A 20,311-nucleotide genomic window follows, 5' to 3' on the forward strand; every position below is an offset into this window, starting at 1 on the left:
ACCTACCAAAACTTTACTATATGCTTAGTATTTAACATATCTTTGAGTTTTTCATGTGCAAGTGAGTAAGATGTAAATATTTGTATTAAGTTATCGGTGATTTTATCTAACTCGGTTTTTTTTATTTCAATTCTAGGGAGAATTTTCCCTAAAATGATATAGTCAATTAACTCATTTTTTTCTTGTTCATTTTTAGCAAAAGTTAAAAACTGACGAATATGCTTATAACCACGACTATTTAAAGATGCGTTAGGATATTCATCAAATAGCAGAGATACTTCTTGAATTTTCTCAACAGCATCATTTACTTTTATTTCATCCAATATAGGTAATTTAAACGTTTCATAATCCATTTCAATCTTTCCATCAATAAACTGAAGGTTGCTTTTTATTTCTTCTTTTTCTTGGGATTTTAAGTGATCAATTTCAATAATAAAGCTTCTATCAATCACTTTAGGACTGATTGGTTTAACTGTATGATCCATATTTAATGTACCAATAAAGCGGACATTATCTGGTATTTTAAATATAGGCGGATACAGTTTAATCAATTCCTCAGCATTTTTTTGTTGTTCAATACTTGCATTTTCGTTAATTAAGGTATGTTTTGCAATTTCCAAATATCTTTTCGGATATAGACGGATAGTAGGTGTTTTTTCTTCTCTTGCGCTTAATATTTCCGAGAAGTAATATTCAATGTGGGCTAAGTTCATTTCATCCAAACAAATTAGAAACAGCTTCGATTTATTTTTCTCCAAAGCAGCCTCTGCCATTGCCTCCATAAACGGCGTAGGAACGAAGGCTTTATCAGTTGGATGAAAATAACCAAGCAAATCTTGAGCGTCGGTCCAACTAGATTGCACAGGAATCATACGAACTTCTACATTTTTAACAGCCCTTCCAAAAGCTTGAACAATACTTGATTTTCCTGTTCCAGACGGTCCCGCAATTAATGTTAATATATTTGACTGTAAAGCATAGACAAAACTTTTAATAATTCCCGTTTTATATATTAAATGCTGCTCATCATTATGATAAAACAATGATTGTAAATTAAAGATAAATTGCTCTGGTTGGTATTCTACCTTTTCATATCCATCTTCATCAAGCTGATACCCTTCTTCAAGTTCGATTAATTCATCTATTCTTTTCAAAATTTTATGCCATATCTTACGGTTCTGTTCTAGATTTATTTCTTCCTTCGATATATCTTCTCCCGCTTTTGCGATATCATTTCTTTTTTCGTTTAGTTTTTTAAGGTCATCAGACAAAAGATTTCTTACATTTTCACTTGTTTGTAATAATTTTTTTAATAAAAATGATTTAATTTCTTCATCTTCATTATTCTTTATTTCAAATACCTTATAGGCCTCTTCGATATAATCGCTGTCTACATATTCTGATAGTGCTTGTTGTAATGTTTGAGGAATAACCTCTGCTCCATCAAAATCAACAAATAATAAAGAGGAAATAAAATGCTCATTTCGACTTGCTGTGAAATTAGCTGCTACTATATCCCCCACGTTTATTCGGTTTTGATTACTTAACGTTTCAACCGGACGTGACAACTCCCACTCATTGTCTAAAAACGGATGAGGTAATATATCATACCCACTCATTTTCAATAGAATAGGCACTCCTACGATCTGTCTAGCATCTAAGCTAATTACCTTCAATAATAATCTTCCATTAAGGAATTTTTTAAACTCCCCTACAAATTTTCTAACCAATTTACTATTTAAAGATTTATTTTGATAGGCTTCTAACAATTCATTTCTTAAATCATTAACATCATAGTTTAACCAGTAAAAATATTTATCAAGATTATTTGGATCCTCAATTTCGCTATTTTTTTGAGTAACTTCTATATAGTTATCTGAACTTTTTTCAGGGAAAATATCCAGATATTTTTTATTAAAAACAAGCATGCCTTGAGAAATTAGACCATCTTTCACTTTTTTAATAGGCTCAATTTGCTCACTTTCAACTGCTGCTTTTAATTCTTCAAGGATACTTGCCAACCCTTTAGCCTCATTAATATCTATTGCTGAAAAATATGCTTTGAAGTTTTGCTTTCTGCGCTTCTTAGTCCCCTCTTTAATAAAGGATATAAGTTTTTCAATGGCATCAACTTTAACATTATATATTTCTTCATTTAGTAAAAAATCTTGAATACCCTTAAAAGAGCCAAAGTAACTTAATAACTCTTCATCATCATTTAAATGAACAATTGTTTCTACCATAAAACTTCCCCCAACAAGTTATCACTAATTCTTTTGCAAGTACTTTTTATCAGGAAACAAGAAATGGAAAAATTAGTACTATAAACCTATTTTATCATGTTAGGATAATGTTTTCAGTTTTAAAGTTGGTAATAAATATGAAAATACTGGAATTTTTTGAAAGTGAATAGTTATTCGAATGAATGATGTTATTCCCTTGATAAGTTTATGTGTTCCTGCATTTTTGCTAATTTAATTTATAAGTTAAAAGTATATAATAGAAGTTGGAACATACATTTTTTGTAAACCTGTATACATATAGTAAGAAAGGACTGATTCTGTGAGCTCCTTTGATTTAGATAAAGACCGCTCTATAAGACTTTTTAACTACTTAAAAGAACTTTCTTTGTTAAGAACACCCTTAGTTCAAGATTTAAACCAGTACACCAACGTTTTTTGGATTAATAAAATACCTGATGAACCCGAATGTGTTTCTCCTCTTCATGAAGAAGTCAAAGGAGATTTGTGGCTTCAAGTTAAAAAACCGGATTTTCCATCTGTACCTGAACTTTCTTTTGAAATAGAGAAATGGCTAGAAGAATCAACAAGCCTTGAAGATATTACACAAACTCCAAAATTAAAAGACAAGATTATATACACACTACATAGTGGAAGTAACGAAGCCATCGAAGGTACCGATGAAGATCAAATTTCAAAGTACTTATATCTAAAAGAGCAGCCAAAGATCATTAAAGAATTTGACTCATATCTGACTAATTTATGGATTCCTTGGAGAGATGAATATATTAGGTCTGTAGAAATACAAAAAATATACTCCCAACTCTTTACTATTTATCGTAAACAAAAGACTTCCGGAGAACAATTCGAGCTTAACGTTTCTCTTGGACTATTTAATTGGAGAACTCCAAATGGGCAATTAGTACATCGGCATTTATTAACTATTCCATGTTCATTTACCTTTGACTCAGACATTGGTGTATTATCTGTTGTTGCTTCTCCAGATAGTATGAATTTTGAGTTAGAGCAAGATATGCTTGAATTAACAGATCGATTGGATGCTAATACATTGAAACCGGTTGAAGATGCCTTAGAGAACTTAAAAGAAAATTTATGGAATAAGGAAGCACAGGACTCTATATTAAGATCTTATGTACAATCGTTGTCTGCCAATGGTAATTACTTTCCTGAAGAATTTAATGAAATTAGAAACGTTCAAGAGAAACCAAACGTTTATTATAGCCCTGCTTTAATTTTGCGAAAAAGAAGTGAAAAAGGATTTCAACAGGCTTGCTCTTCAATTACAAGTGATATAGAGAGTGATAGCATCTCTCCTCCACAAGGAATATTAAGGATCTTTAACCAGACTGATGACTTACAGTCAAAAGATAATCACGGGGAACAAAAAATTAAATTGGAAGATTTGCAAACTTATTTTCCTCTAGAGGCAAATGATGAGCAGATAAAAATAATTGAAAGCCTTCAAACGAGAAACGGTGTTATTGTTCAAGGTCCCCCTGGAACTGGAAAGACTCATACTATTGCAAACTTGACTTCTCATTTACTAGCAACTGGTAAAAGGGTTCTCATTACGAGTCAAACACCACAAGCTCTTAAAGTTTTGAAAGATAAAATACCAGAAGAGTTACAAGCTCTATGTGTAAGTTTATTAGGTGGAGATTCAACTTCTTTTAAAGATTTAGAAAGTGTAGTTTATAGTATCTCTAATAATAGAGATTCATGGGATCCTGATTCAACAAAAGCTAACATTAACTTATTATCGGACAAACTCAGAACATTAAAAGAAAAAGCAGCTGAATTAAATCTAAATTTAAGGGCAATCAGAGAAAATGAAACATTTGTACATCAGCTTACTGGTCAATACTCAGGAACTGCGTTAAAAATTGCTGAAAAACTAAATAAAAACCGAAACAAGTATAAATGGCTTAATGATAGGATCTCGCTGGATGTAGAAGCTCCTTTATCAAAAAATGAAACCTTAATTTTATTACAACTATTAAGCGAATTAAATGAAGACGTTATAGAACAAATACAACATCCATTCCCATCCGTTGATGTTCTTTTAAGCATCGAAGAATTTAAAGGACTTACTCAAAAAGAAAATGAATTATTAAAAGAAATTGAAGGGCTTAAAGGGGAGGAATCTCCCCAATTACAAAAATATAAAGATTTGTCCGAATCTGACAGACACTTTTTTGAGCAATTTATTCATGAGCTTTTTACCTTAGTGTCAGACATTGAAAACAAAGATATATCATGGTTAAATCGTGCCCTTAAGGATTTAGTATCTAAAAAGTTTAGTACCTGGGAAGAATTTTACTCCCAGTTTGAAAATACGATAAACTCAATTAAAGATCTAGCCAATAAACATAATTTAACCGAAATAAGTGGGTTACCTAATTTACCACTAACACAGTTACATGCTGAAGTGGTGGAATTAAGAAAACACTTTGAAAGTGGAAAGGGATTAGGGTTCCCATTACTGCGACCAAAACCAGTAAAAACCGGTTGGTATATTGTTCATGATGTACGAGTTGGTGGACAGAAATGTGATAAATTAGAATCCATAAAGTTATTAGAAGAAGCTTTATCTAGTGATATAGCAATCAATAAAATTGAAAAGCTAATTTCTAGTCATCTTGATATTTCATTGGAGACCCGTTCTTCTCGTAGTTTAAAGGTTGCCGAAATGTCTAATCTCTTTGCATATTTTAACGTGTTATTTGAGATTAGATCGCTCATTAAAGAATCGGAACAAAGGTTCCAAAATATGTCACTTTTAAGTGAAGACGATTTTTCTTCGAGTCAGTTATTTAAGATTGTTAATCAATTAAAGCTAATAAATTATCAGAATGAGATTATTTATGTTAGAAATAGGTTTTCATCATTAATTCAGAATATTAATTCCTTTGTAGAAGGGATTTCCTCTCATCCAATTGTCTCTGAATTGATTGCAGCCATCAATAATCGTAATAATAAAGAATATAGTGTGTTGGTCGAAAAGATAAAAGAGTTAGACTTATTAACCAGTAAAAACAACCACTGTGATGAATTAATGCAAAGAATTAAAACAACAATGCCACAGCTATATTATCAGTTATTAGATAACTTTGATTACGATCTGTGGTCTAAAAAGTTCGAGGAGTTTGAAGCAGCATTTTCATGGGCAAAAGCTAATACTTGGTATCTTGAATTTTCAAATAAAAATGCCAAAGAACTCTCCAGTGAACTAAGGAGAGTAAATGACACAACTAAAGAAATCATTTCTAAATTATGTTCTGAAAAAGCATGGTATTCTACCCTTTCATCTATGACTGAGAGCCAAAGACAGCATCTACTAGCCTGGAAAACAGCAATGCGAAAAGTCGGAAAAGGAACAGGTACAAATGCACCCATTTACCTTAGAGATGCAAAGTTTCACATGTCTCATTGTCGTGATGCTATTCCTGTATGGATTATGCCGTTATACAGCATATTTGAAACCTTTGAGATGAAACCGAACTTATTTGATATTGTAATTATCGATGAAGCAAGCCAGTCCGGCCCTGAAGCAATTATCCTTCAGTATCTTGCTAAAAAGCTAATCGTTGTCGGAGATGACAAACAAATCAGTCCTGAATATGTAGGAATAAAAAAAGAAGATGTCAATTTCTTAAGAAAGCAATTTTTATATGATTTTAGATTAGGTGATTTACTTGATATTGAAAGTTCTTTTTTCGATTTAACAAATGTTTTATTCGGTGGACGAATAACGCTACGAGAACATTTTAGATGTATGCCTGAAATAATTCAGTTCTCTAATATGATAAGTTATTCTCATACACCTTTAATACCGTTAAGGCAATATCCACCTAACAGAATGGAACCAATCATTAGTAAACACATACCTACCGGTTATCGAGAAGGATCAGGTCAAAAAGTGCTGAATAAACCTGAAGCCGAAGCAATTGTAAAAGAGATTAGAACTTGTATACAAAATCCAAAATATAAAAACAAATCCATTGGTATAATAAGCTTACAAAATAAAGGTCAAGCTCAATTAATTGAACATTTGCTTATTCAAGAAATTGGTACTGAAGAAATCGAAAAGAGAAATATTATTTGTGGTGATGCATATGACTTTCAAGGGGATGAACGTGATATTATCTTTTTAAGTTTAGTAGCTGCACCTGGTGAAACAGGAATGAGAGCTATTAATACTGAGAAAGATAAACGAAGATTTAATGTTGCTGTTAGTAGAGCAAAAGATCAGATATGGTTATTCCATACTCCAACCACGAATGACTTTAGAAATAAAGAGTGTTTAAGGTATCAACTGATAACCTACTGTCAAAATCCACTTAAAGAAATATTGGAACCTAATCGCGAGCTTTGTGAAAATGACTTTGAACGTGCAGTTTTTGATCAAATATCTTCAAAAGGTTATAAAGTCATTCCACAGCATAAGGTAGCAGGATATCGTATAGATCTAGTGGTGGAAGGTGAAAAAGGGCGTATTGCTGTTGAATGTGATGGAGATCAATGGCACGGTCCTGATAGATATGACTATGATATGAACCGCCAAAGAATACTTGAACGATGCGGTTGGAAGTTCTGGAGGGTTCGAGGAAGTGAATACTATTACGATCCTGAAAAAGCCCTTAATTCGCTCTGGGATACACTTGAATATTACAATATAAAACCCGCATTTAGTAAAAATATTAGTGAACCTGCTAGTGGCACTTTAATTACAAATCAAGGTGTCTCTATTTCTAATAGCATTATTACCGCTAAGGAAGAGCAGGCGGAGAAAACTGCAGAAAATATTATAAATGAAATCAAAATACCACACATTTATAATAGTACCGTTAATAAAAAGCAATCTTCCGAGAAAGATGTTGATTTGCCAGGTAAACAATTTGGATTATTTTCCGATGAATTAAACGGCCTCAATCAACAGTTATCTATATTTGATGATGGTGATGACCCATTAAAACGTGATACTGATATTTCAACGGACGACTTATTAAGAGAGCAGCAATTTAATTTAAAGGATTTTTTAGTAAATAAGGGGTATGAAGTGATCGATAAAAGAGACAATGGCGGTTCACTCTGGTTAGTGGGGGGCAAAGAACTAGCTCCAGTAATTAAAGAATTAAAGAAGAAAAAAATATACTTTTCATTTACTGAAAATGGTAGTCGCTCAACAAAAAAGAGACCTGCGTGGTTTACAAAATAATGGATAAAATCCAAATAATAATGCGGCTGAGCGATTGTTATAAACATGCCCAGCCGTTCTTAAATATATACTACCTATACTACCGAAACATAAAATAGAAAGCTTATTGCAGGAATACTATAATCCTTATTTACCCAAATCGGTTAATTTATCTAAGGCGTTTTTTAGATTTTTTACTTCTTCATTAGAAAGGGTTATTCCCTTCCCCATTTTTTCATATTCTGGTGACCAATCACGTATGTCATATTTCGGTTCTCTTCCATTCCAACTGATTAGATTTAATTCTTTCGTCCATCCTTTTGCAGATTCTGACAAGACCGCAACTTTTTCAATAATTTCAAACTTTATATCCGCCATAACTATTTTCACCCTCGATTAAATTGAATGGAAGTCCTTAATTCCAAATCGTGTTGCGCTAAAATTATTTCAATCAACTATAAGCCCTTAACTGCTATTAGAAATTATCTATGTGAAGCAATTATAATCCGCTTATAATATCAAGCATGGTTTGGTAACTATCCACCTCGTGATACTTTACGTTACTCGTAGAAATTTCATTGAAAAGCTTCTTTGCACATGCTATTTTAGCCTTCTCAATTGGCCGTATGTCCATGCTTTCCATAGACCCTTTTGTTTCTGCAATAAAGAAGATATGTTTAACTGTACCCTCATTAAACGCAATTGCCCAGTCCGGCGAGTAATTACCCACCGGTGTAGGAATTGAAAATCCTCTAGGTAACTTAGCATATACACAAACCTCGTTTGCTCTTTCCATATCTTCTGCAAATCGTCTTTCTACACTCCTTGCAGCTAACCCATCCGTAACCACATAGTCTTGAACGTGTTTGCTTGCATGGAATGCTTTTTTAATTTCTATTGCACCTTTTCCAGCCGTAAAGATATCTTTGTCATATTGCTTCGCAATTTGGTCATATGTGATATGCTCAACTATTACGGTTGCCTTTTGTTCCTTAATCAATCGAATTGCTTTTGTAATGAATTCTTCCGGGTTAAGTTTAAACATGCCAAATATATAACTTTCGATTCCGGATAAAATTGCCACAATTGTTCTTCTTGTCAGTGTTGTGCCTTCTGCAATTTTCCCAACCAGGTCATATTTAATTTTACTCGTTGCAGCATACTTTAACGTTTCAGTTCTGGTATTTTCCTCCACGAAACTATCTTTGCGAGTGATGGAGTGTTCATCAAGATCTATAATTTGGTTCCCGCTTGTGACAGTATATTTGAGCTGTGTAACACGTAACTTTTCATTAAGATGTTGAATTGACTTTTTAATAAGCTCTTCGCTATCAAATTCAACCGTATATGCATATTGACGGTTTATATAATTCCATAAAGCTTGAAACTCTTTCTTATAGAAATTATCGTTTAAAGGATTATCTGTAATTTTTGTCTGATTAGCATCATCAATCATTTCATCAAGCACACTCTCATCGAATACACTCTGAATAAGGGTGTGCACACCTTCAACCATTGATTGCAACTCTACTGGAAGAGGTGCTAAACAATGATTTTCTAAATCCAAACGATAAGACTCCGTTACATTATCATGATCATCAATATAGTCATTTTTAATAAGATATCGATAAATAGACTTAGCTTTTGTTACATCTAATACTACTGGTTGTCCTTCAACTATTATCGTTTTACCAGTAAAGTATTCCTGTGTAGCTTTGGTTGGGCGATCATATAATGCTTCCTTAATGCCAACTTGAAGATCAGAAACAAAGTCCTTATATCCTTCACTTGCAATTACAGTTAACATGTTTATATCGTGTACTGAACTTCCACATCGTTCAACATCCATTCTTTCCCCATGTTGATTTACACTTAGGCGCAATCCTCTTCCAACTTCCTGTCGCTTTTGTGTTGGACTTATTCCGCCGTGCTTTAATGTACAGATTTGGAAAACATTAGGGTTATCCCAGCCTTCACGCAATGCAGAGTGAGAAAATATAAAACGAACAGGTTCTTTAAAGGAAAGAAGCCTTTCTTTATTTTTAAGTATTAAATCATATGCTGAAATATCATCACTTTCATCAGTACCTCTGCTTGTAGTACTATCTACCTTGCGCCCATTTTTATCAATACTAAAATACCCTGTATGCGTCTTACTTGGTTCAATACTTTGTAAGTATTTCACATAAGGTGTGTCTTCTAGAGTTACATAATCATTTAGAATGTTTATATACTCTTGTTCAAACATTTCGCCATATTCAGAGTTAATTTCATCTCCATCATCATTATATTTACGGTATTTTGCAACTTCATCAATAAAGAATAACGAAAGAGTCTTTATACCTAGTTCAAACAATTGCTTTTCCTTTTCAAAATGGGAGATTATAGTCTCACGAATTTGAATTCTTCGCATATCAGACTCTGATACATCCCCTACAACTTCACCACGGGATAAAACTTCACCGTTTGTAAATGTTACAGTACCCTTAATAGGATCAATATCACTTATATGAAACCCTCTGTATTGCTCCATATTATTTGAAATTGAATATAGGTTATCATCTACACTCAAGATTCGAGTTTCACGATTTATAGATTTTTGATATCTTATTTCGAAATCAATCCTTGCCATAGGGGGCTTCTTAGGGGAGATAATAATATTTTCAAGATACAAATACTTATCTGTCCCTCTTAAATTTTTTACTTCAAAACCTTTCACTTCTATTTTTTTTACTAGCCTCTTATTATAAGCATCTACTGCATCTAATACATACACTAGGTTATGCTGATGTGCATGAGTAGCCGAATAGTTCAAGCAAAATAATGGCTTAAAATTGGCAAGTGCCTTTTGTGTCTTTTCTCCACCCATCTTTTGGGGCTCGTCTAAGATAAGGATTGGTCGGTTGGCTTGTATTACGTCAATAGGTCTACGACTTCCGAACTCGTCTAATTTCTCATAAATTCGGCGTGCTTCTTTACTTCTTCCGCCTTCTTTCATTGTGGTATTAAATGCCTGAATATTAATAATCATGACATTAATACCTGCATTAGAACTGAAGTTATCAAGCTCGGTTAGGTTTTTACTATTATAAACAAAGAAACGCGCTTTTTTTCCATAGTGCTCCATAAAATGATCTTGTGTTATTTCTAATGTTTTCTTTACACCTTCCCTAATAGCAACTGATGGAACAACTATGATAAATTTACTCCAACCATATTTCTTGTGAAGCTCAAAAATAGTCTTAATATAAACATATGTCTTACCGGTGCCCGTCTCCATTTCTACATCAAGACTACATTTACCAAGATGCTTTACAAGATTCTCTGAAAGCTTAATATTATTTCGTGACTGCATATTACGAATATTTAATAGTAAGTTCTCATCATTAATAGCTAAATCAGCATTTTTAAAACCAGCAGCAATATCATTATCATTTTGCTCAATAGCTAGATCCATTGATAATTGTTGGTTTTTTGGGTTAATGCCGACATCCCGTCTGTACCTAATACGGTCAATATAAGGTTGTCCAGAAAAAATATCTACCACACTTTTTACAGCATCTGTTTGATATTGTTGTACTTTAAATTTAATTTTCACAATAACCCCTCCTCTATAAGACCTTTCTTATAGTGGTCGGGCTATAGGTTTCAAAGATCTGCTCGAAGTTTGTAGCTACACTATCATTAGCCATACTACTGTCACGGAAAGCAGCATAGTATGGTTGTTTTTTTGCAATCTCAGATATAACCTCACTTGTAATATCTGTATCAAAACAAGCCAATAAGTATCCATTTGCAACATCAAAAACTTTTTTATCTTTAATAGATGTTTCCTCAATTTGGCTCGAAAGAAGAACACCAAGATCTAACATTACTTGGAAAAGTAAATCCTCTGGAGTTCGATCCGGTTTAATATTTTCTTCAAGCGTGAAAAGGTCTCCCTGTCTAAATTCAGAAGGTGTATAATAAACATCTTGCATGTTAGTAGAATCCAGTTTCAATACCCTAAACCCTAAATCTAAGTCTTGTACTCTATCTTCGCTACCTTCTTTAATATTTTTTCCAGCTCTCATTATACGTTCCTTTGCAAGTTCTGTGATGTAATGTTTTTTATCCAGGCTATCTAAAACAGAAATTGCATTTTCAATAATTAATTTTTTATTTGCAGGTGTCTTCTCTAACATTTTGTCGAGGTCTTCCTGTATTTGAACAGCAATAAAATGTCTGTTACCATTATCTTCAAGATTACATTCCATAACAGCTTGAGCAATTGTTCCTGAACCACTAAAAAAGTCCAAGATATATTCTCCCGATTGCAGGCCAAATCCAATCAAGAATTTAATTAAAGAAACAGGTTTTGGATTCGAAAAAACGTCTTTTTTAAAAAGATTGTATACATCATCACTACCCTCGCTAGTTGTACCTTTATCATCAATTACTGTTTCAGTTGTAAAGATACTACGTGGTTTTTTTCCTTTGGGTAACCTTTGTTTAAACTGAACTGACCAGCTCTTATCAGTCTTAACGAACCGAATATCACCAATTTCAAGATCACTGAGAAATCTTTTTTCAGATCGTAACCAACTTATCTGATTACCATCATCATCATACTGTAAAACAGTTCCATCAGGACAAGTAATAGGGTAATACTGCTTTCCTGACTTTCGCTTAAATGTATCCCAATAGAATTTACTTATCTCATCCTCATCTTTATACCTCTTTAAATATTCTTCTGAATACATCTCGTAAAAATCTTTTAAGGAATTCTTGTTTCTCGCATAAACAACAATATATTCATGTTCCACAGCAATGTAATTAGAGTCATTCCCTCCACCTTTTTTACTTTGCCAAACAAGCTCAGCTACAAAGTTATGGTGTCCAAATATCTCATTACAAACCTTTCTTAGATTTTCTATCTCACTATCATCTATACTAATAAAAATTACACCATCATCAGTAAGTAAATCCTTTCCTAATTTCAATCGAGGATAAATCATGTTTAGCCAATCTGTATGAAACCTGCCATTACTTTCGGTATTTTGAACAAGGCGATTACCATACTCATCGAATTGCCCGCTACTACCGAGATAGTCTGACTTGTTTTGTGAAAAATCGTCCTGGTATATATAATCATTACCAGTGTTGTACGGAGGGTCGATGTAGATCATTTTCACTTTTCCTAGGTAAGTTTCCTGCAATAATTTTAGTACATCTAAATTATCACCCTCTATATATAGGTTTTCAGTATTATCAAAATCAACACTTTCTTCACGATAAGGTCTTAAAGTTTTAGCAATGGGCGCATTTGCTAATAAAACAGACATTTTCTTATCAGGCCATGTGAATTGATATCGTTCATCTGAACCTTCTACTAATACGTCGGATAATTCTTGTTTCAACATATCAAAATCAATTGCATACTCAATTATAGGGGAACCATCTTCTCGATATTCTTTAATAACTTCAGTCAATGTGTTTGGGAATAGTTCAGCTATTTTTTTTATGTTCACATCAACTTTATTTATTGAATGCATTTTAAGTTTTTCCATCTTCAATCTCCTTTTTCCTCAACTAACTTCCTTTTTAATTCTTGCATTTTAGAGTAGAGTTCAAATCGCTTTTTTGGCTGTCTTTCATTACGCGAGGCTTTCTCTAACTTCTCTACTTCTTTCTGTAATTTTAAAATTTTCTCTTGTCGCTCTAATCTTTCAGATATTTTGATATTATCCTGAGGAATTTTTATATCCTCTTTAATGGCGATTTGTTCAACAATTCCATTCCAAACTGAGTCTAGATTAAGACCATTTACATCTAGTGAAATATCTTGTTCCGGAATCCATTCCGTTTTATATATTTTCTTATAATAAATTGATAACTGAACCTGCTCCTGATATTTTAATACAAAAATAAGCTTATGAGCATTCTGTCTTGCTATATTCTCAACTATTCGATAATCAAACTCCTTCTTCTTGAGTTCGAGTGAAAGCACTAAGATTTCAACTACCTCTTCACCTTTTTCAAGGTTTAACGTATCAGGAGCTAATTTATACTCTAACATGATTCGTTTTATATCAGAAACGAATTTCTCCCGCATGTCGTTTTTTAGTGTAAGGTGTTTGTAAAAAGCTTCCTTCGGCATAATACGCCCAACCTCGGCTTTTTTTGGGAATGTTAACATTTTAACACCACCATAAAACAAATAAGCTCAAAATCATCAAGACCAGAAATTGTATCAGTTAAGAAAGTAGTTTGGCCCGTTCCAAAAAAACTGTCTAAATCGCTTTCTTCCTTAACACTTATTATGGATCCAATTGCTGCATGTAATAAATACGATATACTTTTCATATTCTTGCCATCATTAGTTTCTTTGTTAAATACATGGCAAGCTTTCATATCAGGTTCCTTTTTGTCGCGAGTTAAATATCTCATTAGATCCAAAATTGCTTTTGGTTCAAGATGATTGGTAACAACCTCACCATCTTCCGAGATATACACTATATAGAATGGATGAAGACGATTATGACTTTCTCCGTCCCCTATCTTATTTGTGTTTTTTAATACAAAGATAACTCCTGGCGTTTCACCTGTGACAACCGCATGAATTCCAAGTGGAGTTCTGTCTAGGTTCGGATTTTCTTTAATAAACGCAAGTAAATCCATACGAAACTCATTTAAGCCAAGATCCATAATTGAGATACCGGTTGTCATCTCTTCAAGATCAACTACTTCATTTTGAAGTTTTTCTAGTTGTTTTCTTCTATAAATTAAGTCTCCATTTTCATCCTGATTGATATAATCGTCATCACCTGTTGATGTCATAACAGAGATACGCATCCTAGATTCTACTCGACTTTTTAAATTAATATAGTCATCTAGTGTTATATCTGGCCAAAAGTTGACTAACTGTATTACGGAGTTTCTACTTCCGATACGATCTATACGCCCAAAACGTTGGATAATTCGAACAGGGTTCCAATGTATGTCATAATTTATACAATAATCACAATCCTGTAAATTCTGGCCTTCTGAAATACAATCTGTCGCGATTAAAATGTCTATATCATTTTGATCATTTGGCATTACTAGCGCTTTGTCTTTTGAAACAGGTGAAAAACAAGTTAGAATAGTATTCATATCATTAGGAAACTTAGTAATAGTAGTTTTACCCTCAATGGAGCCTGTAATTAATGCACTATTTAGGCCGAATTTTTTCTTTGCATAACCACTTACATTTTCAAATAAATATTCGGCTGTATCAGAAAACGCCGTAAAAACAATAACCTTTTTGTTACCCTTATTTATAGGATTACTAATCTTACGACCAATAACGTCTAAAAGTTCATTCAGCTTACAATCATATTCTGGAGTAATATCCTCAACCATTAGAATCAATAACTCTAGAATTTCTTTATCAGCAATAAGATCCTGTTGCCAGGATAAATAATCCATATCGTTTATATCAATTCTATATTTCTTCCCGACTGTAAATAAATCTATATTCTGGTCATCTAGATCGAACTCATCGTAGTCGCTATAATCTCTGACATTAATATCCATGTTAGAACGAAATTCCTTTATTACATTCAATGTCTCTGTTATTTGATTATATATACGCTTTACTGTTAATTTAAAGGAATGCACCGAACTTTCCATCCGCTTTAACAAATTGATACTCATTAAACGTCGAATTCCTTCTTCACGTCCACTTTGAGATAGGCGGTTGCTATCTTCCGAATCCAAATCAATATAATTACTTAATCTACTTGGCAGAATATAATTTGTTGGCGTATATAAAGAAAGGTTTAACTGAGAAAGTTGGTCATATATCTGTTCATAGTTAATGGCATTATTTAAAGTAGTTAACTTCGGACGTTTAGAAATAGGTTCATTGCGGTTTGGGAAACTACCGATTTCTGAAGTATCATAGTAACGTTGAATGTGTTTCCTTGATCTGGCAATTGTGACACTATCAAGCACTTCAAAAAAATCAAAATCTAACTGTTTCAGCAATGAGTTTGTTGTCCGTGTTTCAGGTGGTTGTTTACTCCATGAGTTATATATCTTCTGCGCTTGTCTAAAAATTGTATCAATATCTGTTTTAGTATCAAGCTTTTCATTGATTAAGTCCGAATGACCTTCATATGCAAGGGCCAATTGATTACGCAAGTCAAAAAATCGGTTGTTTACAGGAGTTGCCGATAACATTAAAACTTTTGTTTTCACACCTGGTTTAATCACTTTATTAAGTAACCTTAAATATCGGTTTTCTTTTTCTCCATATTCCCCAGATGTAGCACCACCATTACGAAAATTATGAGATTCATCAATTACTACTAAATCATAATTTCCCCAGTTTATGCGATCCAGAGGCAGTCCAATCACGGATTCACCTTTTTCTCGTGACAAGTCTGTGTGAAAAAGAACATCATATCTCAAACGGTCTTTAGAAAGAGGATTGTTAATTAGATTTCCTCTGTATGTAATCCAGTTATCTTTTAGCTTCTTTGGACAAAGTACAAGGACGTTTTTATTACGATTTTCATAATATTTTATGACTGCTAAAGAGGTGAAAGTTTTACCAAGACCAACGCTATCCGCTAGGATACACCCATTATATTGTTCTAATTTATTTATAATTGCTAGTGCAGCATCCTTCTGAAAATTGTATAGTTTTTTCCATACAATACTCTCTTTAAACCCAGTAGCTTCGTTTGGTAATACATCCTCTGTTATGTCTTCTAAAAACTCATTAAAAATGTTATATAGAGTCATAAAATATATTAACTCAGGCGAATTTTCTTGGTAGACAGTAGAAATGATCTCTATTACTTGTTCAGTGACATCTTGAAGACGGCCTTTGTCATGCCAAACGTCATTAAACAGTCGAATGTATTCGTTACTAAAAGGAGCACTAAATTTATTTATCATATTATAAACATTGTTCCCTCGTTCACAACCTATATCTACTGTTGTAAATCCATTTAAAGGCATATAGGTAATTTGCTTTTCATCAGATTGGACATTAAGAAACCCACCCATACTATCCTGTGTAGAATTGCTTTTAAAGGTAACCTTTTTTTGAATCCATTCTGCGCATTCACGAGCAATAGACTTTTGCGTTAATTCATTTCTTAATTTAACTTCAAACTCGGTACCATATATACTTGTTTCTCTCTTTAATCTTGGTATGTAAAACTCCCGGCGCTCTTTTGGGAATTTTTCAGTAACAAAAGTAGGAGAAGTAAAGATAAATTCCAAAGAATCTATATCTTTTAATTGTGTTTTTAATTCTTGATAAGCATATATAGAAAAATAAGCTGCTGCGATAGAAATACGACTCCCAGGAGTAATCTCTTTGACAAGATCATCTTTAACAATTTTTGTAGTGTTGTTAAAAATCTCCATAATCAAGTCCTCCTTTATCCGGATAAATAGTTACCACCATTATAACAAATATCAAGTGAACTTTATCCAGTTTATAGGAAATCTATTAGCATATATAACGACAAAAAATTATAGATGAATGTTCTATTATTTGTATAAACCTACGGTAATTTGTCTACAATGCTTAATAAATAAACGGTCACATGAATAGCGAGGTATACCACGCTATCTGTACAACCGTACTCTTAACTTGAAAAAGCCTTGATATCAAGGCCTTCCCAAGATTGCACTTTTTACTTTTTTGTTTGACTTAAATTTTCTACGGTAATTTGAACACTTACATAGCTAAATCTGCGGTAGTGTGACTAATCCATTTTTCGAGGTCAACAAAAGGAGTTAGCTTGTACTGAATAGCTGCATTATTAGTAGAGAGGTTCAATTCAACTTTTTCAATAAAGAATAGAGATAGGCTTCGCAATTCTAGTTCGCTTAAGGAGTTATTTTTAAGATCAAAAAATCTGGAAAAGAGTGTTTCCAACTCATTGACATCAAGTATTTGCTCTATTTGGTCCAATAACTTTCCTAATTCCGTCTCTTTTTCAGACAAAAAATTTTGTGTTATAGCAATAGAATTAGCAAATTCTCTCTCAGCCAAGTCAGTACTATATAGAACATAGCGTTCTTGTTCTTTTACGTGTTGAAGAGTCTTATTAACGTTATCTTGTTTTTGTTTCAATATCTTTTTCCAACTCTTCAATGTACTTATTACTTCTCTTTTCATTACTGCACTGTTCTTGGAAATATGTTCAAAAAATTTTTCGAGCACAATTTCATGTACCTTTTTAACTTCAACATATTTTTTGCAATACACACATCGGTAAACTAGCTTTTCCCTTTTACTTTTGCCTGGTGTAAAATTCTTTGAAATTAGTGGTACTTCACAATTCTTACATACCAATAAATCTTTAAGTGTAAATGGTGTATCCATGTTTCTGCCAAATTGATTCTTAAAGCTCTTCATCTGTTTTACGATACCTGCTAGGTGCTGAGGAATAATTGGCTCATGAAAGTTTTCAAATAAATCAAACTGACCTAGTTCTTTTCGAGCACTATTAGTATGACTTTTGCGGACGTTCCATGTTAAATGTCCTTGATAAAAGAGATTTTGTAAAATTTTATCAATCATGGAGGCAACCCATGCTTTACCCTTTGGTGAAAGAATATCACATTCATTTAAATAAGTAGCAATGAACTTATTACTATACCCCCAGCTGGACAAGTAGTAAATGAGGTAAACAATGTCAGCTTTTTGATCACTGTTATCAATACTTATCTCGCCATCTTTATCTTTCACGTATCCATATGGAAGAGCAGCTCCAGGCCGAATAGGTTTTTGACCATCTGAAGGGTCTAGGCAATTTTGTTGATAGCGAACGGTTCTATCTTTTTTATATTCAGACTCATTTCTATAAATTAATAATTTGGCTTGAATATGGGGGTTACTAGGGTCCCATTCATCAGGTTCTGTAGTACTAAAAAACTTTATTGTTGCTTTTGTCTCTTTTAATGGATAATATACTTCCTTAACAAAATCATTCACTTGACGACTAACACGACTTTCCTCACAAAAGAAGATTGCTCCTAAAAAGTTCTCTGATGAAGCACTTGCATAAAGGACTCTCATCCAAGGTCTGTTTAATGCCGTTTTATGTGTGGCTGAAACCGCTTTATCCATACACCAAAGGATAATCTGGTAACCTTCTAGTTGCGCCTTATTTTCTATTTGTCTTTTTTGAATAGCTATTGAGTTATTATCATCTTGCTTTTTATCAGAATATCGGATATAACCAATTGCCGGCTTAATATTTGGTTCAAGAACTAATCCTTTAATCGGTGGCATACAAAGATCATACTCTAATGGGCCAATGATATCTTTTATGATATCTTTAAACTCTTGTTGAAGTACGAGTAGCCTATCTAGATTACTCACCTTTGGTTTGTTCCTTACATTAGACAAAATACTCTCCTCCTAGAAATTCTGCAAAGAATATTTCTATCTCTACAGAGTCATAAAAAATAGTTACACTCTTAACCATGAAGTTAATAAACGAATGTAGCTTTTCCTTATTCAATTCTTCCACTACTCCAGACTTAACAACATTTATCAACTCATTAACAAGTGTTTGTGTATTGGATAAGTCAACAATTTGAGTGTTTAAACTATCAACTTCACTAATAAAGTTATTAATTTTTTCAATTCCTATCTGTTTATCTTTTGAATTACTATGAGGATAATTCAGAACAAAATTTACGCGCAATTTCTTTAGTTCGTTACTTAGTTCTTTCTTCTTTTTGCTCATTGCATTTATTGCTTTATTAATCGATCTTCTGCAAACATACTTTAGATTTTCCACGGATATTGAATTTATTGCTTTTTTAATGGCAAGTTCTAAATATTGGTTAATCTCCTGGGTTGTTACACTAATATTGTTGTGCTCTGAGCACTTGTAATAAGCTGATTCACCCACCATAGTATTTTTGTGTATCATCCTCCTATTGCATACACCGCAAATTGGAGTAATATAGGATTGTTCTCTCGATACAATTATGCTGTCAATAAAACTTTGTTCATATTGGTCTAGTACAATTTGAACCCTACGAAACAAATCCAATTCTATAATTGGTTCAACATGGTCCAATTGATAGAAATATGTTCCTTTTTGATAATAACCACAATAAAAAGGTGAACGAAAAACTTTCCATGTATCTTCTACATTCTTTCTATTGAATTCCTTTTTATAGCTAAGAATTTGAGTTAGGAATTCATTGAAGTTTTCATTTTCAATCTTGCAAATAGTCTCAAACGCATTACTTATGTTGTATTGGTACTTTTCGTCTGCAGAATATCTTTTGTCTTCATTTTTTATATACCCAAATTTTTGTGGTGGGTTCATATTGTGAACATCTTGAAGTCTTGCTTTAATATTTGCTCCTTCACTTTGAATCTGTATTCCATATATTCCTTCTATCAATTTATCCCTACTGAAAGGAGGAGTTTCACTACAGGTAAAGAAAACATCGATATTTGCAGCATAAAATATATCAGCGATTTCATTATACTCATAGAAATTTCTTGCTAATCTGCAACGGGTAAAGACTAGAACACAATTGATTTGGCCCGACTTAATGGCATTTAACATTCGAATAAGCTCCGGTCTATTTTCCATAACTACTTTGTTGGCAGAAAGAGCATGTTCATTAAAGACCTCAACTTCGTTCCACGGAATACCGTTAGCTTCTGCCCACTTCCTCGCTGCATCTTTTTGAAGTGCTAGGCTTTGTGAGCTTCCACTAACCCTGTAATACACAGCATATCTTTTTTTCACACTAACGTTTCCGCTTTCTATTTGGTAACAATGATTGCTGGGAATAATGTTACCAATTTTCTTAACTTCACTAGACCTCATGA

The 20,311-nt window shown here is 33.0% G+C and carries 9 protein-coding genes; 1 reads left to right on the forward strand and 8 read right to left on the reverse strand.

Features of this window, described 5'->3' with window-relative positions:
* Nucleotides 1–2: 2 nt before the first annotated feature.
* On the reverse strand, nt 3–2,243 hold the full coding sequence (locus M3234_RS24925) for an McrB family protein (RefSeq protein WP_262307287.1): 2,241 nt from the start codon (nt 2,241–2,243) through the stop codon (nt 3–5).
* A gap of 319 nt (nt 2,244–2,562) precedes the next feature.
* On the opposite strand from M3234_RS24925, the gene M3234_RS24930 reads away from it, so the two are divergent.
* Entirely contained in the window at nt 2,563–7,479 is a 4,917-nt protein-coding gene (locus M3234_RS24930) for an AAA domain-containing protein (RefSeq protein ID WP_262307288.1), read from the forward strand.
* Nucleotides 7,480–7,605: 126 nt separating this feature from the next.
* Here M3234_RS24930 and M3234_RS24935 read toward each other — a convergent pair whose 3' ends face one another.
* The 7 genes from M3234_RS24935 to M3234_RS24965 form a co-directional block, all read right to left on the reverse strand.
* Nucleotides 7,606–7,836 carry a YdbC family protein gene (locus M3234_RS24935; RefSeq protein WP_262307289.1) on the reverse strand — a complete coding sequence of 77 codons (231 nt, stop codon included), beginning with the start codon at nt 7,834–7,836 and terminating at the stop codon, nt 7,606–7,608.
* Between the two features lie 121 nt (nt 7,837–7,957).
* Nucleotides 7,958–11,056 (reverse strand): type III restriction-modification system endonuclease, encoded by a 3,099-nt coding sequence (locus M3234_RS24940; protein WP_262307290.1) that lies wholly within the window; start codon nt 11,054–11,056, stop codon nt 7,958–7,960.
* Between the two features lie 13 nt (nt 11,057–11,069).
* A complete protein-coding gene (locus tag M3234_RS24945) occupies nt 11,070–13,007 on the reverse strand; it encodes a site-specific DNA-methyltransferase (RefSeq protein ID WP_262307291.1) in 1,938 nt (645 codons plus the stop codon).
* Nucleotides 13,008–13,009: 2 nt separating this feature from the next.
* On the reverse strand, nt 13,010–13,636 hold the full coding sequence (locus M3234_RS24950) for a DUF4391 domain-containing protein (protein ID WP_262307292.1): 627 nt from the start codon (nt 13,634–13,636) through the stop codon (nt 13,010–13,012).
* Nucleotides 13,630–16,863, reverse strand: coding sequence for a helicase-related protein (locus tag M3234_RS24955; RefSeq protein WP_262307293.1), 3,234 nt, complete (start codon nt 16,861–16,863; stop codon nt 13,630–13,632). Before M3234_RS24955 ends, M3234_RS24950 begins: the two co-directional genes overlap by 7 nt.
* Nucleotides 16,864–17,179: 316 nt before the next feature.
* Nucleotides 17,180–18,859 (reverse strand): recombinase family protein, encoded by a 1,680-nt coding sequence (locus M3234_RS24960; RefSeq protein WP_262307294.1) that lies wholly within the window; start codon nt 18,857–18,859, stop codon nt 17,180–17,182.
* On the reverse strand, nt 18,852–20,309 hold the full coding sequence (locus tag M3234_RS24965) for a recombinase family protein (protein WP_262307295.1): 1,458 nt from the start codon (nt 20,307–20,309) through the stop codon (nt 18,852–18,854). The genes M3234_RS24960 and M3234_RS24965 overlap by 8 nt, the downstream gene beginning before the upstream one ends.
* Nucleotides 20,310–20,311: the final 2 nt, after the last annotated feature.

This window comes from Neobacillus niacini (assembly GCF_023715785.1).
GTDB lineage: Bacteria > Bacillota > Bacilli > Bacillales > Cytobacillaceae > Neobacillus > Neobacillus niacini_E.

Excerpts from the sequence above, each read along its gene's own strand:
- M3234_RS24935 (WP_262307289.1), bottom strand. The coding sequence starts at position 7,836 with ATGGCGGATATAAAGTTTGAAATTATTGAAAAAGTTGCGGTCTTGTCA.
- M3234_RS24955 (WP_262307293.1), bottom strand. The coding sequence starts at position 16,863 with ATGGAGATTTTTAACAACACTACAAAAATTGTTAAAGATGATCTTGTC.
- M3234_RS24950 (WP_262307292.1), bottom strand. The coding sequence starts at position 13,636 with ATGTTAACATTCCCAAAAAAAGCCGAGGTTGGGCGTATTATGCCGAAG.
- M3234_RS24945 (WP_262307291.1), bottom strand. The coding sequence starts at position 13,007 with ATGGAAAAACTTAAAATGCATTCAATAAATAAAGTTGATGTGAACATA.
- M3234_RS24925 (WP_262307287.1), bottom strand. The coding sequence starts at position 2,243 with ATGGTAGAAACAATTGTTCATTTAAATGATGATGAAGAGTTATTAAGT.
- M3234_RS24965 (WP_262307295.1), bottom strand. The coding sequence starts at position 20,309 with ATGAGGTCTAGTGAAGTTAAGAAAATTGGTAACATTATTCCCAGCAAT.